Below are 26,141 nucleotides of genomic sequence, written 5' to 3'. Positions count from 1 at the left end.
GACGAAATATGTAGACGCCCGGGCACCATGGCCCGGGCGTAAAAAAACAAAATTTTTAGCTGTAACTTACAGAATATAGCGGGACAGGTCCTTGTTTTGAACGATGTCACCGATCTTATCATTGACGTAGTTTTCGGTGATGGTGACGTCACCAGTACCCATCTCTGGGCCTTCGTAGAGCAGGTCTTCGAGGAGTTTTTCCAGCACCGTCTGTAACCGCCGGGCCCCAATATTTTGGTTCTCATGGTTGAGTTCAAAGGCCAGTTCGGCGATGCGCTCAATGGCTTCCATGGTGAAGGTCACCTTAACGTTGTCTGTGCCAATCAACGCGATGTACTGCTTGACCAGCGCGTTGTTAGGTTCGGTCAAAATCTTGACGAAGTCTTCCTTGCTCAGGTCGTTCAATTCCACGCGAATCGGGAATCGGCCTTGCAGTTCAGCAATCAAATCACTCGGTTTCGATTCGGCGAAGGCCCCCGCTGCGATGAACAGGATGTGGTCTGTGTTGATGGCCCCGTACTTGGTCTTGACCTGCGTGCCTTCAACGATTGGTAAGATGTCCCGTTGGACCCCTTCACGGGAAACGTCGCCACTGTTTTGGCTGTTGCCCTTAGTGACCTTGTCGATTTCGTCCAAGAAGATGATCCCGGTGTTTTCTGCACGTTGGATGGCCGCGTGATTGATATCCGCATCGTTGACTAATTTTTCGGATTCTTCAGCGACCAAGATTTCCCGCGCTTCGGCAACCGAGACCGTCCGCTTGATGCGCTTCTTCGGCATGATAGCGCCTAAGGTATCGCTCAAATCGACGCCCATTTGGCCCAACATATTGTTATCGGTCGCGTTGGCCTGTTGGGGGTCATCCATTTCGATTTCGACCTGGTGGTTTTCCAGCAAGCCCTTGTTAAGTTGGTCCGCTAAGGATAAGCGTTCGTTACGGATGTCGTCCGTGACTTCCTCATCGTTTTGGTTGGGCATCGTCGGCGTTTGACCGTTCTGCATCTGGGAGAACATGTTCATCATGTTGGCGAACTCGTTGTTATTGTTTTTGTTCTCCTTTTTCTTAGCCGGGGCTAGCAGCTTAACTAACCGCTTGTTGGCCGCCTGCACGGCATCGGCCCGGACGTTTTTGAACTGGTCCTTTTTTTCCATGGTGACCGCCACTTCGACCAAGTCCCGGACCATGGATTCCACGTCCCGGCCGACGTAGCCGACCTCGGTGAACTTGCTGGCTTCGACCTTGGTAAACGGCGCGTGCACGATCTTAGCCAATCGGCGGGCGATTTCAGTCTTCCCGACCCCGGTCGGTCCAATCATCAGCATGTTTTTCGGTGAAATTTCTTCTTGCATCGCTGGATCGAGTTGCATCCGCCGGTAACGGTTACGCAACGCGATGGCGATGGCCTTTTTCGCCTCGTCTTGCCCGATCACGTATTGGTCGAGCAGACCGACGATTTCTTTTGGTGTTTTATTGATTGCATCCACGGTATTCATTCCTCGCTTTTTTAGAGTGCTTCTGAAATCACGTTTTCGTTAGTGAAGATGTCGATGCCGCCCGCAATGTGGATGGCACTTTCGGCAATCTCCTTAGCCGTCATGTCCGGGGTGTGGTGGTGTAAGGCCGTCGCAGCCGCCAAGGCAAAGTTCCCCCCAGAACCGATAGCCAAAATATCATCGTCGGGGGCGATAACTTCACCAGACCCGGAAACTAAGAGCATTTCGTCCTTATCCATGACGATCAGTAAAGCTTCCAGCTTTTGGAGGGATTGGTCGGAGCGCCATTGCTTAGCCAATTCGACCGCGGCCCGTTGGAGGTTACCGCTGTATTCATTGAGTTGACCCTCGAATTTCTCTTCGAGATTGAAGGCGTCAGCGACACTGCCGGCAAAACCGACAACGACCTTATTGTTATAGATCCGCCGAATCTTGTGGGCGGTTCCCTTCATGATGACTTTTTCTCCCATGGTGACTTGACCGTCACCGGCCATGGCGTTATGACCGTTATGGCGAACGGCACAAATCGTGGTGGCTTCAAATTTTACTGGCATAGTTTTGCCATCTCCTTATCTCATTTAGAACGTGGGTTGGGGGCGTCAGGCGCGTCCTCCGTGGCCCGGGGAAAGAACTTGCGGTAATCGCGTTGCAAGTGTTCGCGGGTCACGTGGGTGTAAATCTGCGTGGTCGACAAACTGCTGTGACCCAACAGTTCCTGCACGGACCGTAAATCGGCGCCCCGGTTCAACAGGTGCGTGGCAAATGTGTGCCGCAACATGTGGGGATGAATGTCGGCCGTTAACGTGCTGCGCTTCATGATTTGGTTGAGCAAATAGGTCACCCCTGCCGGCGTCAACTGTTGCCCACGGTGGTTCACAAACACGAAATCATGGTGCTGTTGATACCGCGCCATCAACGGCGTGCGGGCCTCTTGCAAGTACGTCTTTAGCGCCGTGCTGGCATAGTGGCCAAACGGCACGTAACGTTCCTTGTTGCCCTTCCCCTCAACTAGCAGCATCCGGTTATCGAAATCGACGGCCGTTAGCGTTAAATTCACGCATTCACTGACCCGCATCCCGGTGCCGTACAGCACCTCCAGTAATGCGGTATCCCGTGTGGCAAGCTGAGCATTGGGGTTGGCGGCCGCCGCCGTAAACAGGGCGGTCATTTCGCGTTCATAGAAAAAGTGTGGCAAATGATCCTGCCGTTTTTTCAGCCGAACGTAGGCAAAGGGGTCGTCGCTCACCGTACCGTTACTGAGTAAAAAGTTGTACAGCGACCGTAACGTCGAGAGCTTGCGGGCAATCGTCGTCCGGGCATAGTGGCGGTCATACAAATCGCTCAAGTAGACCTCCACGTCGAGTTGGTCGATCTTGTCCCAGGGCTTTTCGCCCCCGTTAGCCGCCAAAAAATGGCAAAATTCGGTCAGGTCCTCGCGATAGGCCTTGATGGTCTCTGGCGAATACTGCCGCTCCCCCTTCAGGTAAGTCATGAAGCTTTGAATCGCATCGTTCACGGGACATCCCCTCCTGCACTAGTAATGCTAGCAAACGATTTCTAAAAATACAACTAACTCGTTACGCGATTTCCCCCGACTGACGGGCGATTGGCGTCGTTAAGACCCCAAAAGGCGACCAGTGCCCGCTCAACGCAGTCCTGGTCGCCTCTAGTGCTCACCATGTGAGCAGAATTTCGATTTGATTGTGGTCCTTAGACGTCAGTTGCCTTCACCACTGCCGCTACTTCTGGGGCGCTTCTTCGTAATCCCCGTTCGGGCACACGATTTGGCTTCCGCCGCGAATCTTCTTCATGACCAGGTAGTGGCCGTCCTTGGGGCAATCCCGACCAACGGGCTTGTCCCATGACACGAAGTCACAGTACGGGTAGCGCGAGCAACCGTAAAAGATGCGGTTTTTCTTCGACTTGCGCTCGATGACTTGGCCCTTGTGGCAGACGGGACAGGTCACGCCGATTTCCTTGACGATTGGCTTCGTATTCCGGCAATCTGGAAAGCGCGAGCATGCATAGAATTTCCCGTAACGGCCCATCTTGATGACCATCGGGGCCCCACAGATGTCACAATCAAAACCAGCTGGTTCGTCTCTGATCTGAATCTTTTCGATGGCAGTTTCAGCGTGAGCGACCTCGGTCGAGAACGGCTTGTAGAAGTCATCGACGACCTTGACCCAGTCTTGGCGGCCGGCTTCGATACCGTCTAACTCATTTTCGAGGTTAGCCGTAAAATCAATGTTGACCACGTCCGGGAAATACTCTTTGATGATGTTGTCGACGATTTCGCCCAGTTCCGTGGGTTCGAACCGCCGACCGACTAACTTCACGTAGTAACGGCGTTGAATCGTGTCCAACGTGGGCGCGTAGGTCGACGGCCGGCCGACACCGTTTTCTTCCAGCGCCTTGATCAGGTTGGCTTCAGAGTAACGGGCTGGCGGCTGGGTAAAGTGTTGGGCCGGGTCGGTCTTGGCCAGCGTCATCTGGTCACCGACTTCGATTTCGGGCAACAAGTTATCTTTTTCCTTACCGTCCTTATAGATCTTCAAGAACCCATCGAACTTCATCTTGGAGCCGTTCGAGCGGAACGTGACCCCGTTTTGCTCGATGGTCACGGCCATGGTGTCCATCACGGCGTTAGTCATTTGACTGGCCACGAACCGCTTCCAAATCAATTGGTATAACCGGAATTGGTCGCGGTTCAACCGGTCCTTCAAACTTGCCGGGGTCCGGTAGACCGAGGTCGGCCGGATGGCTTCGTGGGCGTCTTGAGCGCCTTCGGGCAACTTTCCCTTGATGGGTTTAGTGGCCGCGTATTCGGCGCCGTACTTTTCATGCAGGAACGTGGAAGCTTCGTGCTTCGCGAGACTGGAAATCCGGGTAGAGTCGGTCCGCATATAAGTGATCAGCCCCTGCGTGCCTTCCTTGCCCAGGCTGATCCCTTCGTAGAGCTGTTGCGCGGCCATCATGGTCTTGCGGGTCCGGAAGTTCAACTTCCGGTTGGCATCTTGTTGCATCGAACTAGTCGTAAAGGGTGGTTGTGGCGAGCGCTTCCGTTCTTTGCGGACCACGTTGGTAACGTTAAAGGGTTGACTTGGGTCGAGCTGGCTTAAAATGGCCTGCACGGCGTCGCTATCCTTTAAGGCGTACTTTTTGCCCTTTAACCCGTAGAAGTTGGCCCCAAATTGGGACCGGCCTTTCTTAAAGTCCCCATCGATGGTCCAGTACTCTTCGGGATTGAAGGCCTTGATTTCATTTTCACGTTGGATGATCAGCGCTAAGGCAATCGATTGGACCCGACCGGCACTAAGCCCCTTCTTGACCTTTTTCCATAACAAAGGTGAAATCGAATATCCCACGAGCCGGTCAAGAATCCGCCGCGCCTGTTGGGCGTTGACCAGATCCATATCGATGGTCCGTGGCGTCTTGAAGGCTTCTTTGACGGCATCCTTGGTGATTTCGTTAAAGGTCACCCGGTTTTTATCGGTCACGTCTAAATTCAAGATGTGGGCCAGATGCCAGGCGATCGATTCCCCTTCACGGTCGGGGTCAGAGGCCAAATAAACCGCTTTAGCTTTTTTCGCTTCGGCACGGAGGCCCTTGATGACATCCCCCTTCCCCCGAATGGAGATGTAGTGGGGATCGTAGTCGTGATCAAAATCGATGCCCATGGAACTCTTAGGCAAATCCCGTACGTGACCAAGACTGGGCATAACCTTATAAGTGCGGCCTAAATACTTCTCAATGGTCTTCGCTTTAGCCGGTGATTCCACAATCACTAATTTTTTTGGTGTTTTTTTCCGTTTCCGGGTGCTGGTTTTAGTTTTCGCCGTAGTTGGCAATACGCATTACTCCCTCAATAAATCGGGCCAGACCCTAACGATATCGGGGCTGGCTGGCTCGATTTTTTTATTTATCCAGCGAGTAGTTGACTCGCGAATCTTTTCACTCTTAATCCAACACATAATATTTCAAGTCAGGCCCGCTTGTCAACTAAAAGTTCTTCCATTATATGTTCCGAATTAAGGATTGGCTTAGCTCCCGCGAGGATTAATTCGTTGGTCCCGACCGAATTCGACCCGTCGATATTTCCGGGGATGGCCAGAACATTGCGGTTCTCCTGCAGGGCAAAATTAGCGGTGATCAAGCTCCCCGAATGGTGGGCCGCTTCCACCACCAAAACGCTTTGACACAGCCCGGCGATGATGCGGTTGCGCTCCACAAAGTGGTACTTGGCCGGGCCCGCCGTGAAGGGATACTCCGATAGGACCAACTGGGTCGTTGCCAGCTCCGCCATCAGGCCACGATTGGCTGCCGGGTAAACGCGGCCCAGCCCGGTTCCCACTACCGCAATCGTTGGCCCACCGTGGGCTAAAGCCACCTGGTGGCTCAACGTGTCAACGCCTTGAGCCAGTCCCGAAACGAGGCACACCCCCTGCCGACTAACGACCGGTAACACGGCTCGCATTGCCCGAAAGGCATACGGTGTGAGGTGCCGTGTCCCGACGACGGCGAGCTGAGGGGCCAGCAGATTTTCTAAGTGTCCCTGAAAATACAATACAATCGGGGGCTCGTAGGTTTCCTTCAAAGCGACCGGGTAAGCAACGTCTGCTAAGGTCAAGGCCTGACAGTTGACCAAGTTGGCGGCGACGCGTTGGCCAAGGTCAGCGCTAAATAATTGTTCCGTTAATAAACCCGTTTGTTTGGCCGGTAACTTTACGGTGGCCAATAAAGTTGCCAGGCTAGTTGGTGTGATGACCGTTTCTGCGGGTCGTGCGTGTAGCCAGCGCCAACAAGCAAGTGCACTGCGGCGACCCACACCGGGGAGTAAACTTAAGCGCAGTAAAAAATCACGGGGTGTCAGGGGCATATTGCCCACCTCCTAAAAGTCTTTAGGACTAACCTCCGTGATTAATCGGTGATTCTTTGGCGTACCGGGGAAAAACTCCGACGATGAATCGGGGTGACCCCTAGTTTATCTAGGCCCGCCAGATGTTCCGCAGTCCCGTAGCCGGCGTTCTTGGCAAAGCCGTAGCCGGGGTAGATACGGTCGTAGCTCACCATCAAATGGTCCCGGTAGACCTTGGCCACGATACTAGCGGCGGCAACACTGGCACTCTTGGCATCCCCCTTGATCAAGCGCGTCTGGGGCAACGCTACCGGAATTTGCATGGCGTCGACAATCAAATGGTCCGGCGCCAGCCCTAGGCCTAACACCGCACGTTGCATGGCGAGACGGGTGGCCTGATAGATGTTGAGCTGGTCGATGGTCGCACTGCTGGCGGCCCCGATACTAACGGCTTGGGCGCGTTCCAAGATGATGGGATATAAGCGTTCCCGTTCCTGCGGCGTCAATTGTTTGGAATCATTGACCAATGGGACATCAAAATCTGGTGGTAAAATGACCGCACTGGTCACGACCGGACCGGCTAGTGGGCCGCGACCGACCTCATCGATGCCCGCGACCACTAGATTTCGTTCCCAAAACCGCCGCTCGTAGTGCAAGCGCTCCTGAAAGGCGGCTTCGGCGGCCGCTTGTCGCGCTAACCGCCGCTGGATAGTCGCCACTAATTGTTGGGCACCCTTACGTGGATCAGCCTGCAAGGCGATTAACTGCGGGTCTTGCGGGTCGCTGACCGTCCGTAAATTTTCTCGCAAGGTCGCTAAACTGGGCCGTTTAGGCGTCTGGGTCATCGGCAGTCTCTTCTTTCGGCGCCCGGTCCAGGGTGAATCCGCCGAGTTTTCGGTGGCGGGCATCGAGGATCAACCGTTCACTGGCTCGTTCGTAATCGTCGCGCATCCCTAGATTGGCGGTAATCTTTAATAGCAGGTCGACATCACTGAGCTCAAGGTCCGCGGCATTCAACCGGTAACGTTGTTGCAAAGCCGCAACGTGATACTGGCGGAAAAAGCCTAAGGCAAACAAGGCCACGTCGTCTTTGGCGTAGAGCTTTTCTTTGATGGCGCCGGTCAACGCCAGTTTTTGGGCCATCTCTTGGTCCTTGAACTTGGGCCACAGGATTCCTGGGGTGTCGAGCAATTCCAGGTGCTGACTAGACCGTAACCACTGCTGGCCCTTGGTCACGCCGGGGGTATCGCCGACCTGGGCGGCCTTATGCCGAACCAGGTGGTTCAGGAGCGTAGATTTACCCACGTTGGGCACCCCCACGGTCATGGCCCGAATGGCACGGGGCTTGAGACCCTTATCTTTTTCGGCGGCTAATTTGTCGGCCAAGAGGTTCAAGGCTAGTTTGGTGATCTGTTTGGGCGTCACGTTGGCCCGCGAATCGATGGCGATAGCCGGTTGGTGTTGCGCACGGTAGTAAGCTAACCACGCGGCGGTCTGCTGCGGGTCGGCTAGGTCCTTTTTGGTGAGGATAATCAAATGGGGCTTGTGAGCGCTAATACGGGCAACTTCGGGATTGCGTGAAGCCGCCGGGATCCGGGCGTCCACTAGTTCGAACACGATATCGACTAGGTGGATGTTTTCTTCCATTTGCCGAATCGCTTTGGCCATATGGCCGGGAAACCATTGAATGGTACTCATACTATTACTCCTTATGCGAGTGAATCTTGGTAGAGCCGCCAGGCATCATCGAAGATGGTCATGGACGGCAGGTACCCCGCATTTTCTTCTAAATATTTGGATAACGCATCAAAATCCGTGGCTTGTTTGGGAAACGCACTGTCATAAAAGGCGTTGTTAGCAAACGTCGCCACCGGGTCATAACTTTCTGGATTGCGCTGCGTCATTAAGAACTGATAAAATGTTTTGCGCATGAGGCGCCTCCTTTGCTGAATTACTGGGGAATCCGGGCTTGGAAGACGAACTTCCCGTTGCCGGAGAGATCGATTTTTTTCGCCGCATACGACAATTTCTTGCCGTTGCCGATGGCGTTCAAGTGCAAGGTCACCGTCTTGTTGGCACTGTCCATGGCCACCCACTTGGGTAACGGATAGGTCTTGGCGACATAGTTCATCACGAAACTGACGGGCACCGGTAACGACCCAATCGACAGTTTTTGAGCGGTCAAGCGCACGTTACCGGACGGCAAAACCTTGGGCTTGAAGAGTAACGCAAAGTTCACGTGGGCGCCTAAGACCTTGGTGGAGCCGGTCAAAAGAGCGTGGTCGGTGACCTGAAAGCGGTACTTCATCGATTGGCCCGATAGCGACTTATCGACGTAGTAATCAGCTAAGGCGTTGACCTGTTTCTTGTTTAAGGTCACGTTCACGTTGGTGGTGGCCCCCTTAGTTGGCTGGGCGGTTGAGGCGACCTTTACGGGCCGCAAGACCTGAATTCCCACCACGATTAAGCCTAAAACGAGTAGCGTGACTAAAGTTAGGCAACTGATTTTCCACCAGTTACGCGACCGCGTGGCCTGATGTTCTGGCATTGTTGATTAAACCTCCTTATTTCTCTAACCACTGTGGGTGCGCCTGCATTTTAGCAAATAACTTGCGGGTCATCAAACGGTACCCTTTGGCATTTGGGTGGAAATGGTCCGCCGTAGACAGGTAGTAGTTGAGCTCGTCATGGGTGTTACTGGCGAGAATCTGCTTTTGAAAGTTCTGTGCCGATAGCTTGCCATTGTTAGATTCCTGCGCGGCACGTTTAAGCTTAGCTTGCTGCGTGATTGACTTATACTGACCCACTGATAATGCTCGGTTGATATCGACCACGTACAGCGCCTTTTGGTGCCGGACCGTGGCCTTAGTGGTGGCATTCCAATCATCGACCGCGTTGGTGATCTGCGGTAGATTAGCGAAGTACACGTAGATTGGATTGTAAATGGTGTAGAGATAAATTGGGGCATGTGGGTTGTATTTTCGAATTGCAGCTAGCAAATGGGTCAGCTTCTTGGTATAAGCGTGTTCAGCCCGGGTCAGTTGGCTGGTCAACTTAGACTGTTGGCTAATGGTCACGTTTTGCGTCAACGTTTGTAGCAAGTCGTTACCCCCAACTGTGAGTGTAATGGCTTGCGCCCGCTTAACTTGATGTTGCATAGGCTGACTGGTGACCAAGCGCTTTTCGATTTGGTCACTGCGGTCGCCCGCGACCCCGTAATTATGCATCGTTACTTTGACGTGTTCGGTCCGGCGAATCTTCGTGGCCAACCGGCCGGGGTAGCCCCCCTTTTGTTGCTGGTCACCGACACCGGCCGTGAGCGAATCACCGAGGGCTACGATGCGCACGTGGGTCCGTTGATTGCTCTGCTTTTCGGTTTGTAACGTGCGGGTGCCCGGGTGCCAATAAGTTAAGGCAGCCACCACCACTAAAATGATGAAGAGTACACTCCCCAGTAGGCGACCGAGATGTTTAACCTGTTTCACGGCACGTCCACCTCCTCCTTGATAAAGAAAAAGCGGTGACCAGGCCACCCCTTTTTCTTTGGTTGTTTAACGTGTTATTTAGTTGGATCCGTGTAGTACATCAAGGCAAAAGCCCCAAGCCCCCCGTGGGTGGCGATAATCGGCACCGTTTCGCGGACTAAGATATCCTTGCCCGGTAGAAAGGCGTGGATGTGGTCCTGGACGCTTTGGACACTGTCGTAAGCTTCGACCTGTGAAATACCAATGGATTGAATTCCTGGTGTCTGTTCCATCAAGTCGTAGACCTTATCGAAGTACTTGTCGATGGTCTTCATCCCCCGGCCCTTGGCCCGGATCTTGAGCTGACCGCCGGTGACTTCCAGCACGATCTTGATGTTGAGCAGTGACGTCAATAAACCAGCCGCTCGACCGAGCCGGCCACCCTTTAAAATGTTATCGAGCGTCACGATCCCCATAAACAAATGCGTCCGGTCACGGACTGCCGCCGCGCGGGCGATGATAGTCTCTTTATCCGCCCCGTCCGCGGCTAATTTAGCCGCTTCGATGACCTGAAAGGCCAACGCTTGGTCGGTAAACTGACTGTCGACTACGCTGACCGTAGCCTTGGACAACTTCGCGGCTTGTTCGGCCGCGTGAATGGTCCCACTGATTGCTTCAAGCATGGTGAAGCAAATAATTTCACTACCATCGGCACCTAATTTGTCAAAAGTCTCGACGAATGACCCAATCGAAGGTTGACTCGTTTTCGGCAACGTCTTCGACAATTTCATCTGGTCGATGAACTCTTTATTCGTGATCGATTCACGTTCTACGTAGATAGTATCATCGATCATAACGGTTAACGGTACGATGGTAATGTGATAATCTTGGATTTGTTGGTCGGTCAAGCCCGCCGACGAATCCGTCACAATTTTGATGTTAGCCATGGGAATCCCACTCTTTCTGACCAAAAATTTGGTTTATGATACAATATTCGTAATGGAACATACGGTAACAGTATAGCAGACTCACCGGCTTTTTTCAGCTGTTGCCGTAAATCTCACCTAAATTAGGAGGATGTCGTTTGGAACCAACACGCAGTCGGAGTTATCGCATCGTGAGTGAGGTCTTAAACGCGGCCACTCACGGGATTGGCGCGGGACTGAGCATTGCCGGTCTGGTCGTTTTATTGCTACAGGCCAAGGCTGAGGGGGGAGGTCTACGCATGACCACCTTTGCCATCTATGGGTCGATCTTAGTCCTGTTCTACCTGGCGTCAACCTTGTTTCATAGCCTAGTCTTCACCAAGGCTAAGCACGTGTTTCAAATTTTTGACCACTGTGCCATCTACTTATTGATTGCCGGGACCTACACCCCGTACACGCTATTAGTTATCGGTGGTGGTCTGGGCTGGACCATGTTTGGGATTATCTGGGCCATGGCCGTCTTGGGAATTATCTACAAAGCCATTTGGTTAGGTCAACACCAAGTTCTCTCAACCGTCATTTACGTGGTCATGGGCTGGATGTGCTTACTAGGCATCAATCCCCTTTACCACGGCTTAGGCCCTATTGGCTTTACCATGCTCTTTGGTGGTGGCGTGGCCTTTACCGTCGGCGCCATTCTGTACAGCTTCAAACGGATTCCCTTTGGTCACGTCATTTGGCACCTGTTCGTGATGCTAGGCACCGCGCTGATGTACTTTTCTATTTTATTTTACGCGTAACCCCGGGTCGGTGAACTTTCCGTGGGTCAACGTGTCGGCTCAATCTAGTCTTCAAAACTAGCTAACATCATAATAAAGCAGGCCACAGATTAGATAGCAAATGCTATAATCTAATCTGTGGCCTGCTTTTAGCTTGCCTAATCTTAACCTAAATTTAATTTCTGCCTTTTAGCGCCGTTCAAAGCGCTCGAATTCGAAGTCATACGGGTTGGTGGCATCCCGTTGACCAACCCGCTCACCAATCTTGATGAATTGGTCATAGTTAATGGTGGGCATCCAGGTATCTCCCGGAAAATCGGCGTGAATCGTGGTCCGGTATAACCGGTCGACATCGTTGAGCAGACCCGAAAATAATTGGGCACCCCCCACAACGTACAGTTGGTCTGTTGAGTGTGCCTGAGCATATTGGCGCACGGCATCTAGCGAGTTCAAGACCGTGACCCCCGTGGGGAAAGCACTTGCATCGCGGTGGCTAACCACCACGTTGGTCCGGTGCGGTAACGGCCGGCCAAACGACGCGAAGGTCTTGGCGCCCGCGATGACGGTATGACCCGTGGTCGTGGTCTTGAAGTAGTGCATGTCGGCTGGCAAGTGCCAGGGCAATTGTCCCTGATAGCCAATCACGCCGCCATTACTTTCGGCCCAGAGAAAAATTAACATACGCGTCCCTCCCTTAGACGGCAACCGGCGCTTTAATCGCCGGGGCTGGGTCGTAATCGGTCACCTTGATGTCGGTCATGTCGTAATCGAAGATGCTGGACTTATCGGGGTTCAACCAAAGTTTAGGTGCGGCCTTAGGCGTCCGTGTCAATTGAGTCTTGACCTGTTCCAAGTGGTTCTTGTAGATGTGGGCATCGCCTAAAGTGTGTACAAAGTCTCCCGGTTCCAAACCGACTTCTTTGGCAATCAAGTTGGTTAATAAGGCGTAACTGGCGATATTGAAGGGTACCCCCAAGAAAATATCACCGCTGCGCTGGTAAAGCTGGCAACTCAAGCGGCCATCATTGACGTAGAACTGGAACAACGTGTGGCACGGTGGTAATGCCATAGATGGCACGTCGGCCGGATTCCAGGCTGAGACAATCATCCGCCGTGAATCCGGGTGAGTCCGTAACGTTTGAATCACATTGGCTAACTGGTCGATGGTCTGACCGTTATGGCCCTCCCACGCGCGCCATTGCCGACCATAAACGAGGCCTAAGTCGCCATATTGATCACCAAATGCTTGGTCGTTTAAGATGCGGTCGCAAAAGGCCTTTTTTTCGGCTTGGTACTGCCGGTTGAAGTCGGCATCAACGAGCGAACGGCGGCCAAAGTCGTGCATATCAGGGCCGTGATAATCGGCACTTTCGACGTAACGTTGAAAGGCCCATTCGTCCCAGATGTGGTTATGGTGTTGCAACAGAAAGCGAATGTTGGTCTCGCCGCGCAAGAACCACAGTAGTTCTGACTTGATCAGGCCAAACGGGACTTTTTTGGTGGTCAACAACGGGAACCCTTCCTGTAAATTGAACCGCATCTGGTAGCCAAATAGACTGATGGTCCCGGTACCGGTCCGGTCGGTCTTCTCGTGGCCCTGTGTTAATACGGTTCGTTCCAAATTCAAATAAGCGTCTTCTAGCATAGTTCTGGTGTGTCCCCCTCTAATCTTCGGCATACTCGCTGAGATATTCCCAGCGGGCTACTTTTTCGTCGAGCTGTTTGTCTAGGTCGTCAAGCTGCTGCTGCAGGTCAGCTAACTTATCATAATCATCACCGTTGGCGTTCATGTCCTTTTGCACGGCGGCCTTCTTGGCTTCGAGCCCGTCAATCACGTCTTCGATGCCTTCCCATTCTTTCTGTTCGGCGTAGGTCAGCTTGACCTTTTTCTTGGGCTGGTTAGGTTCCGGATCCGCGTTCTTCGGTTTCTCGTGCGTTGGCTTCGGCTTAGTGGTCGTCTGTTGTTGCGCGGCCAAGTAATCACTGAATTGACCGGAGTAGCGCTCGATTTGACCGTTACCGTCAAAAATCAATAAGCGGTCGGCAACCTTATCCAAAAAGTAACGGTCATGGGAAACCGTTATGACGGTCCCGGCAAACTGCGCAATGTAGTCTTCCAGTACGGTCAAGGTACTAATATCCAAGTCGTTGGTCGGTTCGTCGAGCAAGAGGACGTTCGGCTGTTCCATCAAAAGCTTGAGCAGATATAACCGCCGTTTCTCCCCACCGGACAATTTTCGAATCAACGTCCCGTGCATGAACCGGGGGAATAAGAATTGTTCTAGCAATTCGGTGACGCTGACGGAGTTCCCCTGTTTATCGGTCACGTGCTGGCCAACTTCGGATAAGTAGTTGATCATCCGCTTATCTTCGGGAATTGGCTCGATTTGCTGGGTGTAGTAAGCCATTTTGACCGTTTCCCCCACGTCAATGATGCCCGAATCGAGCGGCAACTTGCCCGCAATCACATTGAGCAGGCTCGACTTACCGGCCCCGTTCTCACCACTGATTCCAATGCGTTCGCCTCCCTGAATCAGGTCGCTAAACCCATTCAAAATCAGGTGGCCTCCCAGGGTCAACTTAGCATCCTTAAGCTCGATGACTTTTTTCCCCAAGCGTTGTTGGCCCAAGGAAATAGAAACGTGCTGTTGCACTTGCCGGGTACCTTGCTGATTTGCTAACTCATGGAACCGATTGATCCGGGCATTTTGTTTGGTTGATCGGGCCTTGGCTCCAGCCTTCATCCAGGCTAATTCCTGTTGATAAAGACGCTTGGATTTCTGTTCAGCCTCGGCCTCCTGGCTGACCCGTTCGGCCTTTTCCTGAACATATGCCTGGTAGTTACTGGGATACTGGTAAAGTTTCCCAAAGTCAAGCTCCCAGATTTGATTGGCAATTTGGTCCAGGAAGTACCGGTCATGGGTCACGACTAGTAGCGCGCCCTTATACGATGTCAGGTACTGTTGTAACCAGGCGATGGAATCGAAGTCCAAGTGGTTAGTCGGTTCATCCAGCAACAAGAGATCAGGTGACTGAATCAACACTTGAGCCAATCCGACCCGCTTGACCTGCCCCCCCGACAGTGTCTTGATGGGTTGCGACAAATCTGTGATTTTCAGTTGTGTGAGGATGGTTTTAACGTCGCTTTCGGCGGTCCAAGCGTCCTCTTCATTCATTTTAGCTTCGGCATCTAAGTACCGTTTCTGCGCCTTGGCATCTTCAGGGTGTTGCCCGTAGGCCTCGAGAGCCGCTTCGTAGCGCCGAATCGTCACAAAGACGGATTGGTCCCCGGAAAAGACCGCATCCATCACAGTTAAATTGGCATCCAGGGCGGGTTTCTGGGTCAAATAACCAATCGTATAGTCCTTAGGAGTACTAATGGTCCCTGTCTGGTCGTTATTGACACCGGACAAGGTGTTGAGTAGCGAGGTCTTCCCGCTTCCGTTAACCCCAATCAACCCAATGCGGTCGTGTTCGTTAATAATAAAGTTCAAATTATCAAAAAGCGTTTTTTCACCATAAGTTCGGTGTAGGTTTTCCGCGCGCAAAGTTTGCATAAGTTTTCGTCACTACCCTCTTTAGTTCAAAAATTAGTTCAAGGTCTGGGCTTGGGCCAACAGAGCCTCACGGTCGTTGGCCACTACGCCCATCACAACTTGACGTTCTAAGGTTGCTAGGATTTGCCCCAGTTGGGGGCCTGGCTGAACCCCAGCCTGCATCAAGTCCTTACCCGTTAGCGCTACATCCCGCTTTTGCTGAATCGGTAACGCGGCGATTGCTTCAGTCAACTGCTTAGCCCGGTCCGGTGCGCCTAAAATGACCGCCACTTCATTCGCGATAGGGACCCGGTTGGCGCCACAGCGATAAAGTTGCCAGGCATCCAGTGGTTGCGTCATGAGAGCTTGCGCCGCAACGGCCACCGCCTGAACGTCCGTAGCCACCTGGTTAGAGGTCTTCCAATGCTTGAGAAATTGCGTAGTTTGCTCATGGTCCAAGCCAAAACTGAGGCTTAATAACGCCCAAGCTGCCACCTCACCGCTCACCCCAGTGGTCAACCGCTGGGCCAAATGTGTCAAGGCGGCCTCTTGGTGGTCGAAGCCCGGACAATAGCGCCACAATTGTGTCTTTAGCATGGCGTTAAGCCCGCGCTGAGGTGTTTGTCCCGTGAACAGCTTCAGGAGTTCGACCTGGGTCCGTTCGACCGCAATCTTTGCCAGTAAGTTGGCGTGGTCGGCCATGGCCGTTAAGGTCGCCGGCACAATGTCAAAGTCGAGCTGACTGGCAAAGCGGACTGCTCGCATCATTCGCAGAGCGTCTTCGTGGAACCGTTCTTGTGGGTCGCCCACCGCTCTAATCTGACGATTTTTCAAATCAGCTAAGCCATCAAACAAATCGATGACCTCACCATTTTCTCGCATCGCTAATGCGTTAATGGTGAAATCGCGACGTTTTAAATCTTCCCTTAAAGAGCGGACGAAGGTCACGTGGTCTGGGCGCCGAAAGTCCGTATAAGTGGATTCGGAACGAAAGGTCGTGGTTTCGTATCCCGTACCGTGATCGAGAATCATCACGGTCCCATGGTCGATACCGGTATCGACCGTCCGCTTAAAAAGGTGTTTGATATCATCGGGGTACGCACTCGTGGCGATATCGACATCGTGAATCTTCTTGCCTAAAATCGTGTCACGGACACTGCCCCCGACAAAATAGGCCTCAAAACCAGCCTGTTCGATGGTCTGTAAGACCGGTCGGGCGAGCTCAAAGTCCCGTGGTAAATGTTCTAACTGCATAACGTCTCCCCCCTTGCCAGGTTATCGAAAAGTCTTCCTTTGCTAGTCTAACAGATTACCGCGCAGAATTGAATGTACAGACCGCAGTGACCTGGCTGTCCGCTGCGGGAAAACACGTCACTTATGCTATCATGAACCTATCAAGTTTATTTTGGTTGGAGGGGACATGGTATGCAACAAGTTCAAGAGGAAAAAATTCGGGTGTTGGACCTGCTGATGATTGGCTTAGGGTGTGAGGCCTTGGCGTTCAGCTTAGTGTTCTTTAACATTGCAAATCATTTTGCAGATGGTGGTATCTCCGGGATTACCTTGATCATTCGGGCGCTGTTTCACTTCGACCCAGCCTATTCCACGATTCTCATCAACGTCCCCTTGTTGGCCATCGGATACCGCTACTTGGGCAAGCAATCATTGATTTATACCGTTTATGGCACCGTCATGCTCTCGGTCTTTTTGTGGATCTGGCAACGGGTCCCCATCGCTATCGATTTACGGGGAGACCTTTTGTTGGCGGCCCTGGCAGCTGGCATCACTGGGGGCTTTGGGTCCGGATTGATTTACCGTTATGGTGGCACGACCGGCGGGACTGATATCGTCGCTCGGATCCTGGAACGTTTCTTAGGTGTTCCCATGGGTCAGTCGTTACTCTGGTTAGACGTCATTATCTTACTGATTTCGTTAGTCTACATCAATGTTCCCCACATGGCCTACACCCTGATTTATTCGTTCATTATGACGCGTATTGTCAACTTCACGCAAGAAGGTGCCTACGCAGCACGGGGCATCATCGTCATCTCGGACCAATACCAGGTCATCACCAACGCCATCATGGACCGTTTGCAGCGGGGCGTGAGTCTAGTGAATGGTGAAGGCGGCTATTCTCACCGGGAACGCAAGATTATTTACGTGGTGGTAGCCCCGCACGAGTTACACACTCTGCGGCAAATCATCACGGATTGCGATCCTCACGCCTTTGTGTCGATTATTAGCGTCGCCGAGGCCCTGGGAGAAGGCTTCAGCTTTGCGGTCCCCAAACGGCGTCTCTGGGACCGAATTAAGCGTTGACCGGTTTTGCCGGTTTGGTTTCTGGCAACCGCGGGTTTTGCGGTTGCTTGTTTTTGGTGATGGTTTAAGTTAAAGTAATTTTTATATAACTGCTCAATTAAAAAAAGGATTGTTCCGCACCGGCAACAATCCCTCTCTCAGCTTTAATCGATATCTTCGTCGTGATAGCTATCCAGCAGTAACGCCATGTCGGCATCGTCCGGCACTAATTTGACGTAAGCCGTTAGTAATTTGACGGCTTGGTCGCGGGCGCCCTCTTCTCGGTAGAAGTAGACGGCTGGCTTCAAAAAGTCCGGTTGATCCATGAAGAACGGTGCCGCTGCGTCGTAGTACTGCCGCGCATGAGCAAAGTCCTCCTGATGGACCGCCGTAACGGCCAGGTTCCAGTAAAGTTGCGGGTCCGCCCCATCTTCGCTCAGGTACGGCCGGACCAACGCCACGTTTTCGTCCCAGCGTTCTTGCTTGACGTACAAGTTACTCAACTGAATAACGGCACTCAAATCGTCAGCATCCAGGCCGTGGCCCTTCTTCAAATATTTCTCAGCTAATTTCTCGTCATCGAGCCGAGTCGCCACGTGGGCAGCCTGAAGCCAGAGCTTCTCGTTGTACTGGTCGACACCGAGGCCTTCCTGTAACGTGGTCAGCGCTTCGGGAAGGCGATTCTCTTCTTCTAAGGATTGCCCTAGATACGGGTACAACGACGTGTAATTCGGGTCACTATCCTTGAGTTCTTCAAACAAGTGGATGGCGCTCGGCCGTTCCTTGAGTTGCAGGTAGGTAAAGGCCGTCTCAAACTTCACGTCTGCCGTCATGTCCCCGGGGTGAATCTGCTTGAGGTAGCCGATAGCCTGTTCAAACCGCCCCGCGTTGGCATAAGCCACTCCGAGCCGTTCAACCAAGTTCACCCGCGATAGACTGGTCGTGCCAGCCTTGATCAAATCCAAATACAGTGGAATGGCCTTCCGGAACTCGCGCATAGTGAAGTATAACTCGGCCAGCGCAAAGGTGATTACCGGCTCGTCGGGGGCTAATTTCTTGGCCGTCAGGAGCTTCTGTTCACTGACCTCAAAGAGTTCCTGGGTCTGATACAGATCTGCAGCGACCATCAAGGACTGGACGTACGCCGGCGAATCCGGCTTGACCTGGTTCAAATAATCGAGAGCCTCATCGTTCTTATCCTCATCGATGGCGATGTCGGCTAAGTTAGTCCGTAACTCGTCTTCATCGGGGTACTTCGCCAACAGTTTTTCATAAATTCGCCGGGACTGGTTCAAGAAGCCTAACGAATACAGCTCCTCCGCTAAGCTAAACAGCGTGTCATCGTCATCGTGCCGCAGTGCTAACGCGTACTGCTTCTTAAACGCCGCGAGTTGTCCCTTTTCCAGTTGATCCAATGCGGTTTGTGCGTAACTCATCTGCTTTGGCCTCCTCAGCTCATCAAATTACAACTCTTCAACTTATTATCGGTGCGTAATAAAAAACCAGTCCGACGACCGGGCTGGCCTTTTATCCATTAAATAGTTAAGGTTAATTATTTAACGGCGTCCTTTAAAGCCTTCCCTGGCTTGAACGCAGGGACTTTGCTTGCAGGAATTTGGATTTCTTGTCCAGTTTGTGGGTTACGGCCCTTACGAGCTGCACGTTCACGGACTTCAAAGTTACCAAAGCCGATTAATTGAACCTTTTCGCCTTTAGCTAACGTTGCTTGGACAGAATCGAAGACTGCATCAACTGCAGCCGTTGCGTCCTTTTTAGTTAAACCCGTTGCAGTTGCAACATCGCTAACCAATTGTGCTTTGTTTGCCATTTTGAATTCACCTCCTGAACAGAAGATTAGACGTTGGCCATCTAGTGATCATTTTTGAGTGGTCCAAAAATGATGAAACAAATACGGGGAAACCGCATCATTTCTTTTCTTTATCAAAGATAGCACAGGAATCCTTATATGACAAGGGATAACGGCATTTTTTAAGCAGATTCCCGCATTATTTTATGATTTTCGTCATTTTCGCCGATTTTTCGACGAAAAGGTTGACATCGCGGGGCTAAACACTACTTTCGCGCCCGTTCGATTAGGTGCAACGGGGTCCCCTCAAAATCGAAGTGTTCCCGAATTTGGTTTTCCAAAAAACGTTCGTAGGAGAAGTGCATCATCTTCGGGTCGTTGACGAAGACCACGAAGGTCGGCGGTGCTACCGCGACCTGCGTCGCATAGTAGACCCGTAGCCGCTTCCCGTTATCTGAAGGCGTCGGGTTCAAGGCAATCGCGTCCATGATGACGTCGTTCAACGTTGCAGACTGGACCCGTTGCTTGTGGTTAGTGGCCACACGCTTGATCAGTGCCGGCAATTGGTCCAACCGTTGGCCGGTTTTAGCGGACACAAAGAGAATCGGCGCGTAACTCAGGTACTGGAATTCAGCGCGAATCAGGTTTTCGAAATCCGTCAACGTATGATTATCCTTATTCAGGGTATCCCACTTATTGACCAAGATAATAATGCCCCGGCCCGCTTCGTGCGCGTATCCGGCGACCCGTTTATCCTGTTCCCGGATGCCTTCCTCGGCGTTCAAAACCACCAGGACCACGTCAGAATCGTCAATCGCACGCATGGCCCGCATCACACTGTAACGTTCCGTGTTCTCGTAGACCTTCCCGCGCTTACGGATCCCAGCCGTATCGACCATGGTGAAGCGGGTGTCATTGGCCGTGAACTTGGTATCGATGGCATCTCTGGTGGTCCCAGCAATGTCAGAAACGATGACCCGTTCTTCGCCCAACAGGGCATTGACCAACGAAGATTTCCCCACGTTGGGCCGGCCAATCAAGCTAAAGCGAATCGAATCGTCCTTCGGTGCCCCATCATCGGTCGGAAAGTTCTTCACGATTTCGTCTAAGAGGTCCCCTAAACCTAACCCATGGGCCCCCGAAACGGGATAGGGATCTCCGAAGCCTAACGCGTAAAAGTCATAGACTGTTTCGCGAACCTCCGGATTATCGGCTTTGTTGACCGCCAAAATCACCGGTTTCTTCGAGCGATAGAGAATCTTGGCCACCTTTTCGTCAGCGTCCGTGACACCTTCCGGGGCACTAGCCACCAACACGATCACGTCGGCCTCATCGATGGCAATTTCTGCCTGCTGGGTGATTTGGGTGAGAAACGGTTCGTCACCCATATCAATCCCTCCGGTGTCAATCATCCGAAACTCCGTCCCCAACCACTCTGCTGGGGCATAGATCCGGTCCCGGGTGACCCCGGGCGTATCTTCTACGATGGAAATGCGTTCGCCAGCGATCCGATTAAACAGGGTAGATTTACCCACGTTTGGCCGACCAACAATGGCGACTACGGGATAAGCCATCGTCATCCCTCCTTTTAGCAATGTTTTTTAACCGACAAGAAAAGGATCCAGAACGCAACTCTTCAAGTTTCGCTCTAGACCCTTTTAACTCGACTTTTAACTAGTCTTTGTTATTTTCCTGGTTTTCGATGTCCTTTTTCAGGCTGTCGCCAATCAGGTCACCTAAAGAGAAGCCAGTGCTTTCTTCTGGGGCGTTAGCCGTTGAAGTTTCAGCAGAGTTCCGGTTGTTCCGGCGTGAACGGGAACCACCATTGCCGCGGTTATTGTTCCGTGGCCGGTTGTTGCCGTTGTCGCGACCTTCGTCACCAGATTGTGGCTTTTCTTCCAAGGCCTTGATGGACAACGCTAAACGGTGATCGTTTGGCCGCACGTCCAAGACCTTGACCTTGATTTCTTGACCTACTTGCAAGACGTCAGCTGGCGTCGCAATGTGTTGGTGAGAAATCTGGGAAATGTGAACTAACCCTTCAACGCCAGGGAAGACTTCCACAAAGGCGCCGAAGCTGGTCAGGCGCTTAACTTTACCTTCTAAGACACTGCCTTGAGGGGCCTTGTCTTCGATGCCTTCCCAAGGTTCTGGTAAGGTTTGCTTGATGGACAAGGAAATCCGGTTCCGGTCTGGATCAACAGATAAGACCTTAACCTTCACTTCTTGGCCGACCTTCAAGACGTCACTTGGCTTTTCAACCCGTTCGTAGGCGATTTCGGAAACGTGAACTAACCCGTCCACACCGCCAAGGTCTACAAAGGCACCGAAGTTGGTCAAACGAGCAACCTTACCTTCAACCGTGTCACCAGCTTGTAACTCAGCCATGATCTTTTCCCGTTGCGCAGCGCGTTGCTTTTCAACAATGGCCCGGTGGGATAAGATTAAGCGGTTTTCACTAGGTTCGATTTCCACGATCTTGAATTCCAAAGTTTGACCCTTGAATTGGGACAAATCTTCAACGAAGTGGTCAGAAACCATGGATGCCGGAACAAAGCCCCGGACACCAGCATCAACGACCAAGCCACCCTTAACGACCTGGGTCACTGGAACCGTCAACGTATGACCGGCTTCGTATTCTTTTTGAATATCGTCCCAGACCTTCCGGGCTTCCAAACGACATTGGGAAAGCAAGTAGCTTCCGCCTTCCTTATCGTTACCAATCCGTGAGATTACGACGAGGTCTAAAACGTCCCCGACTTTAATTACTGATTTAATATCATCAACTGGCTTCGTGGAGAGTTCCTTACGCGGAACGACCCCTTCGATTCCAGTTTCACCGATTCCAACGATTGCTTGTTGATCGTCGTCGATTGCTAAGATTTCACCCTTAACAACATCGCCGACCTTCACGTTATCCACGTTATTCAACGCGTTTAGCAAATCGTTGTTATCATTGTTTTGACTCGTGCCATTTTCACTCATGCGAATATTTCCTCCTTGCGACAACTCTAAACACCATTTTATCTGATTATAGCGATAAAAGCTAGTAAAATGCCTATTTCTCTTGCATTTCTTTTTCGCGAATAATTTCAGCGATCCGATCCGCCACTTGTTCAATCGATAATGACGTGGTATCTAACCGAATGGCATCGGTTGCTTGGGTCAACGGAGAAACAGCTCGAGTCGAATCTTTCCGGTCCCGTTCTTCAATTTCGTGCTTCAACGTGGCTAAAGGTGTGGTGATGCCTTTAGCCGCATTATCCTTCAATCGGCGTTGCGCCCGTTCTGCCACGCTCGCCACCATGAAAATTTTGACCTGCGCGTTAGGTAGCACGGTAGCGCCGATATCGCGACCGTCCATGACGATGCCGCCCTCGGCCGCAATTTGCCGTTGGCGCGACGTAAGTTCTTTACGAATTGCAGGTAAAGCCGACACCTGTGAGACCGAATTGGTCACGTCCGGTTGCCGAATCGCTAACGTCACTTCGGTGTCGTCGACGAAGACCTTTTGCGTCGGGGTCCCTGGTTCAAACCGAATCTCGCTGTGTGCGAGTAAATCGGCGATTTTGGCTTCATCGCCTAAATCAGTTCCCGTTTGCAGTGCCTTCCACGTGATGGCCCGGTACATCGCCCCGGTATCACAATAAATATAATGAAAACGTTGTGCCACAATTTTGGCAACCGTGCTCTTCCCTGCGGAGGCCGGCCCATCAATGGCAACTTGTAACCCTTGCTTAGCCATACTGTCTAACTCCTATAATTAAAATGATTTTAAAGGTTGATTAACGAATCCGTAACCGTTGGCCTGGATGGACCGTCGCCCCAGAAGATAACCCGTTCAGCTCTAGTAATTTCTGTTCCGAGATACCCGCATTGGTTGCGACCCGGTAGACCCCTTGGCCAGATTCAACCGTGGTGTACTTTTTACTGGTACTGCTGCTGGACGACGAGGTCGCCTGGCTACTGGATGCCGCCTGACTACTCGAAGTTGTTGTCGTGGTGTCGGCAGCCGAAGAACTGCTAGTCGCGGTCTCCGTCGAACTAGCAGTTGTCGTCTTCGTATCCGAACTATCTTTGGCCTTTTTGGTCGCTTGTTTCTTCGCGTGGTGACTCGAACTTTTGGCACTCGTCGACTTAGAACTCGACGAGCCGGCGGCGACCTTCTCCGTATTGTTGTTCTGGGGCCGATTGACCGAACTCTGCCGGGCCAGACCGTAAACCAATGAAGCCGCCGCAATAACAATAATAATAGCCACCAAAATGACCGTTACCATGGTATTACTATGATTTTGGCGTCGCATCTTCGTTCGCGACAGGTTCCCCTGATCGTCCCGATCATCAGCAAACGACTGTTCCCACGGCCGCGACGTTTGGTCCTTAGGCGTTTGCTCGTCACGTTTCTGACTCATCATCTAACCTCCCTGAAAAACTTCCACCGGTAATTGTACCATACCCCATCGTTGAATTCCTTAATTATTCGATAAAAATAGCGTTTCTAAACGGGCGCGCCAGTCCAGTGTGACGGGGTTTACCGCCGGTTGAACCGTCCGTTTTAAGCCAAGGGCAGCTAAGTCTAATGGGACCTTAGCCGGGGCACAACACTTCGCCGTGTGTGTCGAGTCCGCCTGTCCAAATGCCGTTAACCAGCGGTCACGCAAACAATCTGGTTCACGGGCATACGCCAGCATTTGGGCCAGTGCGTGATGCCGTTCTTGCTCACGACGGGTAAATAACGTCTGCACCGCTGCCAGCGAAATCCCATGTTGATAGTAAAACGTCAACAGAGCGATGCCCGGATCATCGGAATCGAAAGCCTGCGGATGGGCGTAAAACCGCTGTATGGTCGTGTCATCGGGCCGGTTGGCCTCCATCAAGGTCAGTGGCAAGCGTTCATCTCCCGGCGCCGACAATAACACGGCCAAGCTCTGTTGCCCATCCCGGCCAGCTCGGCCCATTTCTTGGGCGTAACTCCCTAAATCAGTGGGCAAGTGGTAATGGATCACGTAGCGAATATCGTTCTTATCGATCCCCATCCCAAACGCACTGGTCGCACAGATCACTGCCAATTCGCCTGCCATAAACTGTTGTTGAATCTTAAAGCGATCCTCGCTGGACAAACCCGCATGATAAGCAGCAATCGGTAACCCCGTTTGTTCCTGTAACCATTGGGCCATGTCGCTGGCCAGTTGTTTGCTTGAGAAGTAGACCACTCCCGGAAAAACTAACTGAGAGACCAATTGTAAGAGGCGCTCCCGCTTCTCAGCATCGTTAGCGACCGCCTCCACATCGAGGAAGATGCTTGGCCGGTCAATGGATTCCGTGATGATCTGCGGCGTTGTGCGCAACTGTTTGGCGATTTCGTGTTGGGTGGCAGAATCGGCCGTGGCTGTTAACATCAACGTCAACGGTCGTGCCAATCTTTCCCGGATTGCCCCCAACAATAAGTATTCTGGCCGAAAATCCGGTCCCCACTGGACGATGCAGTGGGCCTCGTCGATCACTAGCAAACTGAGCCGCAGTTGTTGGACTTGCGCCAACATCGTGGGCTGAGCTAACATCTCTGGCGACAAGAATAAGAACTGATAGTCCGCGAAGTGGGCCAAAATCACCTGGCGTTCCGCGTAACTGGTCAACGACGTAATGGCTGCGACCCGGCGAAACCCGGCCACGCGCATCCGGTTGACTTGGTCGGTCATCAACGCTAACAACGGTGACACGATAAGGACGCAACCAGCATGCCGGTACCCGTAGAGCTGATAAATTAAGGTTTTACCGGCTCCAGTCGGAAGAACGGCCAAGGTATCCTGGTGTTGTTCAAGTGCCGTCAGGGCGGCTTGTTGTCCTTCACGAAAGGTTGTGTGCCCGAAGCCACGTTTCAAACTCGCCGTCAATGATTCCATCATGCCATCTCACCTTGCTTTCCGCACCAAATCGCGAGTAACCGAAAGGTGAAAAAATCGTAACGTGCCTGCAGTTCTGGCGTCAACGCCATATATTCCCAGTCATCTAGTGCTCCGGGCAATGCTGCGAGCAGGTCCTGGCGTGTCGTCTGCGGCAATAAGCGGTCGTAAGGCACCGCGGTCACCGGCAACATGATGGCGGCTTCTAACAGATGTTCGCGCACCGTGCTGGGTTTGATGTGCCGCTGTTGAGCGACCTGATCTAACGATAACGACGTGGTCGTCACAGCAGCTAACGTGGCTTGCGCACTACGCGTCACCGGCGTTTGCCAGGCCGGTGCCAAGAGGGGGTGTAACGGATGGTCACGCTTTCGAGCATCGGTCGCAATTTGAATCACCCCGTCGACTCGCCGTAAGTAAATCTCCCAGGCCGATTCTTGGTAGGTCCGCGCTAGCTGGGCCGTGGTCTGGCCAGGTTGCTGATACCCACTCAAACCAGCCGTTGTCACCATCGCCGTCAATTCTGGCAATTGGGTCAAACTGTGCGTCAAAGCCGTGAGCACCATTTGTGCTAAAGCTGTGCTTTTAATTTGGTGAAACCACTGTCGAACCGCTTGCTGCGTCGCGAGATCCGTCATCAAAGGATAGTACTGCACGTTATGATGGGCGTACTGTGAGACCACCTGGACAGCTAAAAAGAGTCGTTGCGTCACTAATTTCAAATCAACTCGTGGCCAGGTCAAAGCCGTTTGCGGGTGATAATAAGTCGTCGCCTGTTGCTGCGTATGCCCCGCTGGCGTTAGTCGTAACTGGGGCTGCTCATCTTGCGTCCAGGCGGCTAATCGTTGGGTCACCAAAGTCTGCGCTACCTGGTCCAACGCGCCCCGCTGTAACGCCTTATCGAGGCCTAGTAAGTAGAGGAGTCCGTACCGTTGCCCCCAATACAGAGTGGACACGGTTTTACGGCCCCGTAAGAGATTCTCAATCACCCGCAAGCGCCGCACCTGCCGCTGGCTTAACAACTGTAATAGGTCTTGCGGTGTCACCGCACTCCCCCCTTTCGTTCGTTTAGTCTT

The 26,141-nt window shown here is 52.4% G+C and carries 25 protein-coding genes; 2 read left to right on the top strand and 23 right to left on the bottom strand.

Going from position 1 to position 26,141, the window contains the following annotated elements:
- Window positions 1–66 precede the first annotated feature (66 nt).
- The 11 genes from hslU to H3M12_RS09065 form a co-directional block, all read right to left on the bottom strand.
- Window positions 67–1,485, bottom strand: coding sequence for an ATP-dependent protease ATPase subunit HslU (gene hslU / locus H3M12_RS09115; protein WP_129031442.1), 1,419 nt, complete (start codon window positions 1,483–1,485; stop codon window positions 67–69).
- Between the two features lie 20 nt (window positions 1,486–1,505).
- Window positions 1,506–2,048, bottom strand: coding sequence for an HslVU peptidase proteolytic subunit (hslV, locus tag H3M12_RS09110; protein WP_129031443.1), 543 nt, complete (start codon window positions 2,046–2,048; stop codon window positions 1,506–1,508).
- A gap of 20 nt (window positions 2,049–2,068) precedes the next feature.
- Window positions 2,069–3,010: a tyrosine recombinase XerC gene (gene xerC, locus H3M12_RS09105; RefSeq protein ID WP_129031444.1), complete on the bottom strand. Its 942-nt coding sequence runs from the start codon at window positions 3,008–3,010 to the stop codon at window positions 2,069–2,071.
- A 223-nt stretch (window positions 3,011–3,233) separates the two neighbouring features.
- The gene (gene topA / locus H3M12_RS09100) at window positions 3,234–5,345 is read right to left on the bottom strand and encodes a type I DNA topoisomerase (protein ID WP_182150645.1); all 2,112 of its coding nucleotides are present in this window, start codon (window positions 5,343–5,345) and stop codon (window positions 3,234–3,236) included.
- 134 nt (window positions 5,346–5,479) lie between these two features.
- Window positions 5,480–6,373 (bottom strand): DNA-processing protein DprA, encoded by an 894-nt coding sequence (gene dprA / locus H3M12_RS09095; RefSeq protein WP_129031446.1) that lies wholly within the window; start codon window positions 6,371–6,373, stop codon window positions 5,480–5,482.
- 41 nt (window positions 6,374–6,414) lie between these two features.
- Window positions 6,415–7,197, bottom strand: a complete 783-nt coding sequence (locus tag H3M12_RS09090; RefSeq protein ID WP_129031447.1) for a ribonuclease HII — start codon at window positions 7,195–7,197, stop codon at window positions 6,415–6,417.
- Window positions 7,181–8,050: a ribosome biogenesis GTPase YlqF gene (gene ylqF, locus H3M12_RS09085; protein ID WP_129031448.1), complete on the bottom strand. Its 870-nt coding sequence runs from the start codon at window positions 8,048–8,050 to the stop codon at window positions 7,181–7,183. The genes H3M12_RS09090 and ylqF overlap by 17 nt, the downstream gene beginning before the upstream one ends.
- 11 nt (window positions 8,051–8,061) lie before the next feature.
- Entirely contained in the window at window positions 8,062–8,283 is a 222-nt protein-coding gene (locus H3M12_RS09080) for a YozE family protein (protein ID WP_129031449.1), read from the bottom strand.
- A 20-nt stretch (window positions 8,284–8,303) separates the two neighbouring features.
- A complete protein-coding gene (locus H3M12_RS09075; RefSeq protein WP_129031450.1) occupies window positions 8,304–8,900 on the bottom strand; it encodes a YpmS family protein in 597 nt (198 codons plus the stop codon).
- 16 nt (window positions 8,901–8,916) lie between these two features.
- Window positions 8,917–9,837: an SGNH/GDSL hydrolase family protein gene (locus H3M12_RS09070; RefSeq protein ID WP_129031451.1), complete on the bottom strand. Its 921-nt coding sequence runs from the start codon at window positions 9,835–9,837 to the stop codon at window positions 8,917–8,919.
- A gap of 74 nt (window positions 9,838–9,911) precedes the next feature.
- Window positions 9,912–10,763 (bottom strand): DegV family protein, encoded by an 852-nt coding sequence (locus H3M12_RS09065; RefSeq protein ID WP_129031452.1) that lies wholly within the window; start codon window positions 10,761–10,763, stop codon window positions 9,912–9,914.
- A 137-nt stretch (window positions 10,764–10,900) separates the two neighbouring features.
- Between H3M12_RS09065 and trhA the strand changes: the two genes are divergently transcribed.
- Window positions 10,901–11,542 (top strand): PAQR family membrane homeostasis protein TrhA, encoded by a 642-nt coding sequence (gene trhA, locus H3M12_RS09060; protein ID WP_182150644.1) that lies wholly within the window; start codon window positions 10,901–10,903, stop codon window positions 11,540–11,542.
- 168 nt (window positions 11,543–11,710) lie between these two features.
- Here trhA and H3M12_RS09055 read toward each other — a convergent pair whose 3' ends face one another.
- The 4 genes from H3M12_RS09055 to H3M12_RS09040 are packed head-to-tail and all read right to left on the bottom strand — an operon-like array spanning window position 11,711 to window position 16,311.
- Window positions 11,711–12,202, bottom strand: coding sequence for a dihydrofolate reductase (locus tag H3M12_RS09055; protein ID WP_129031454.1), 492 nt, complete (start codon window positions 12,200–12,202; stop codon window positions 11,711–11,713).
- Window positions 12,203–12,215: 13 nt separating this feature from the next.
- A complete protein-coding gene (locus H3M12_RS09050; RefSeq protein ID WP_129031455.1) occupies window positions 12,216–13,166 on the bottom strand; it encodes a thymidylate synthase in 951 nt (316 codons plus the stop codon).
- 19 nt (window positions 13,167–13,185) lie between these two features.
- Complete coding sequence (locus H3M12_RS09045) at window positions 13,186–15,078, bottom strand: ABC-F family ATP-binding cassette domain-containing protein (protein WP_129031456.1); 1,893 nt, start codon at window positions 15,076–15,078, stop codon at window positions 13,186–13,188.
- A gap of 33 nt (window positions 15,079–15,111) precedes the next feature.
- Window positions 15,112–16,311, bottom strand: a complete 1,200-nt coding sequence (locus tag H3M12_RS09040) for a CCA tRNA nucleotidyltransferase (protein WP_182150643.1) — start codon at window positions 16,309–16,311, stop codon at window positions 15,112–15,114.
- Between the two features lie 171 nt (window positions 16,312–16,482).
- Here H3M12_RS09040 and H3M12_RS09035 point away from each other — a divergent pair, with 171 nt between their 5' ends.
- Entirely contained in the window at window positions 16,483–17,376 is an 894-nt protein-coding gene (locus tag H3M12_RS09035) for a YitT family protein (RefSeq protein WP_129031458.1), read from the top strand.
- A gap of 143 nt (window positions 17,377–17,519) precedes the next feature.
- On the opposite strand, the gene H3M12_RS09030 is transcribed toward H3M12_RS09035, so the two are convergent.
- The 8 genes from H3M12_RS09030 to H3M12_RS08995 form a co-directional block, all read right to left on the bottom strand.
- Entirely contained in the window at window positions 17,520–18,791 is a 1,272-nt protein-coding gene (locus H3M12_RS09030; RefSeq protein ID WP_129031459.1) for a tetratricopeptide repeat protein, read from the bottom strand.
- A 116-nt stretch (window positions 18,792–18,907) separates the two neighbouring features.
- On the bottom strand, window positions 18,908–19,183 hold the full coding sequence (locus H3M12_RS09025; protein WP_011667553.1) for an HU family DNA-binding protein: 276 nt from the start codon (window positions 19,181–19,183) through the stop codon (window positions 18,908–18,910).
- A 245-nt stretch (window positions 19,184–19,428) separates the two neighbouring features.
- On the bottom strand, window positions 19,429–20,736 hold the full coding sequence (gene der, locus H3M12_RS09020; RefSeq protein WP_129031460.1) for a ribosome biogenesis GTPase Der: 1,308 nt from the start codon (window positions 20,734–20,736) through the stop codon (window positions 19,429–19,431).
- A gap of 100 nt (window positions 20,737–20,836) precedes the next feature.
- A complete protein-coding gene (rpsA, locus tag H3M12_RS09015) occupies window positions 20,837–22,147 on the bottom strand; it encodes a 30S ribosomal protein S1 (protein WP_129031461.1) in 1,311 nt (436 codons plus the stop codon).
- A gap of 73 nt (window positions 22,148–22,220) precedes the next feature.
- The gene (cmk, locus tag H3M12_RS09010) at window positions 22,221–22,907 is read right to left on the bottom strand and encodes a (d)CMP kinase (protein WP_129031462.1); all 687 of its coding nucleotides are present in this window, start codon (window positions 22,905–22,907) and stop codon (window positions 22,221–22,223) included.
- A gap of 40 nt (window positions 22,908–22,947) precedes the next feature.
- Window positions 22,948–23,574 (bottom strand): SAG1386/EF1546 family surface-associated protein, encoded by a 627-nt coding sequence (locus tag H3M12_RS09005; protein WP_182150642.1) that lies wholly within the window; start codon window positions 23,572–23,574, stop codon window positions 22,948–22,950.
- Between the two features lie 60 nt (window positions 23,575–23,634).
- On the bottom strand, window positions 23,635–25,068 hold the full coding sequence (locus tag H3M12_RS09000; protein ID WP_182150641.1) for a RecQ family ATP-dependent DNA helicase: 1,434 nt from the start codon (window positions 25,066–25,068) through the stop codon (window positions 23,635–23,637).
- Window positions 25,065–26,111, bottom strand: coding sequence for a helix-turn-helix domain-containing protein (locus H3M12_RS08995; protein ID WP_129031465.1), 1,047 nt, complete (start codon window positions 26,109–26,111; stop codon window positions 25,065–25,067). Before H3M12_RS08995 ends, H3M12_RS09000 begins: the two co-directional genes overlap by 4 nt.
- Window positions 26,112–26,141 lie beyond the last annotated feature (30 nt).

It is taken from the genome of Levilactobacillus suantsaii, from assembly GCF_014069315.1.
Lineage (GTDB): Bacteria > Bacillota > Bacilli > Lactobacillales > Lactobacillaceae > Levilactobacillus > Levilactobacillus suantsaii.
Note: the sequence above shows the minus strand (reverse complement) of the source record. Positions and strands in the feature narration are given on the sequence as shown.

Bases quoted from the DNA above. Each gene is read 5' to 3' on its own strand.
- hslV (WP_129031443.1), bottom strand. From the start codon at position 2,048: ATGCCAGTAAAATTTGAAGCCACCACGATTTGTGCCGTTCGCCATAAC.
- dprA (WP_129031446.1), bottom strand. From the start codon at position 6,373: ATGCCCCTGACACCCCGTGATTTTTTACTGCGCTTAAGTTTACTCCCC.
- H3M12_RS09090 (WP_129031447.1), bottom strand. From the start codon at position 7,197: ATGACCCAGACGCCTAAACGGCCCAGTTTAGCGACCTTGCGAGAAAAT.
- ylqF (WP_129031448.1), bottom strand. From the start codon at position 8,050: ATGAGTACCATTCAATGGTTTCCCGGCCATATGGCCAAAGCGATTCGG.
- H3M12_RS09080 (WP_129031449.1), bottom strand. From the start codon at position 8,283: ATGCGCAAAACATTTTATCAGTTCTTAATGACGCAGCGCAATCCAGAA.
- H3M12_RS09075 (WP_129031450.1), bottom strand. From the start codon at position 8,900: ATGCCAGAACATCAGGCCACGCGGTCGCGTAACTGGTGGAAAATCAGT.
- H3M12_RS09065 (WP_129031452.1), bottom strand. From the start codon at position 10,763: ATGGCTAACATCAAAATTGTGACGGATTCGTCGGCGGGCTTGACCGAC.
- H3M12_RS09055 (WP_129031454.1), bottom strand. From the start codon at position 12,202: ATGTTAATTTTTCTCTGGGCCGAAAGTAATGGCGGCGTGATTGGCTAT.
- H3M12_RS09050 (WP_129031455.1), bottom strand. From the start codon at position 13,166: ATGCTAGAAGACGCTTATTTGAATTTGGAACGAACCGTATTAACACAG.
- H3M12_RS09045 (WP_129031456.1), bottom strand. From the start codon at position 15,078: ATGCAAACTTTGCGCGCGGAAAACCTACACCGAACTTATGGTGAAAAA.
- H3M12_RS09040 (WP_182150643.1), bottom strand. From the start codon at position 16,311: ATGCAGTTAGAACATTTACCACGGGACTTTGAGCTCGCCCGACCGGTC.
- H3M12_RS09035 (WP_129031458.1), top strand. From the start codon at position 16,483: ATGCAACAAGTTCAAGAGGAAAAAATTCGGGTGTTGGACCTGCTGATG.
- H3M12_RS09030 (WP_129031459.1), bottom strand. From the start codon at position 18,791: ATGAGTTACGCACAAACCGCATTGGATCAACTGGAAAAGGGACAACTC.
- H3M12_RS09025 (WP_011667553.1), bottom strand. From the start codon at position 19,183: ATGGCAAACAAAGCACAATTGGTTAGCGATGTTGCAACTGCAACGGGT.
- der (WP_129031460.1), bottom strand. From the start codon at position 20,736: ATGGCTTATCCCGTAGTCGCCATTGTTGGTCGGCCAAACGTGGGTAAA.
- rpsA (WP_129031461.1), bottom strand. From the start codon at position 22,147: ATGAGTGAAAATGGCACGAGTCAAAACAATGATAACAACGATTTGCTA.
- cmk (WP_129031462.1), bottom strand. From the start codon at position 22,907: ATGGCTAAGCAAGGGTTACAAGTTGCCATTGATGGGCCGGCCTCCGCA.
- H3M12_RS09005 (WP_182150642.1), bottom strand. From the start codon at position 23,574: ATGAGTCAGAAACGTGACGAGCAAACGCCTAAGGACCAAACGTCGCGG.
- H3M12_RS09000 (WP_182150641.1), bottom strand. From the start codon at position 25,068: ATGATGGAATCATTGACGGCGAGTTTGAAACGTGGCTTCGGGCACACA.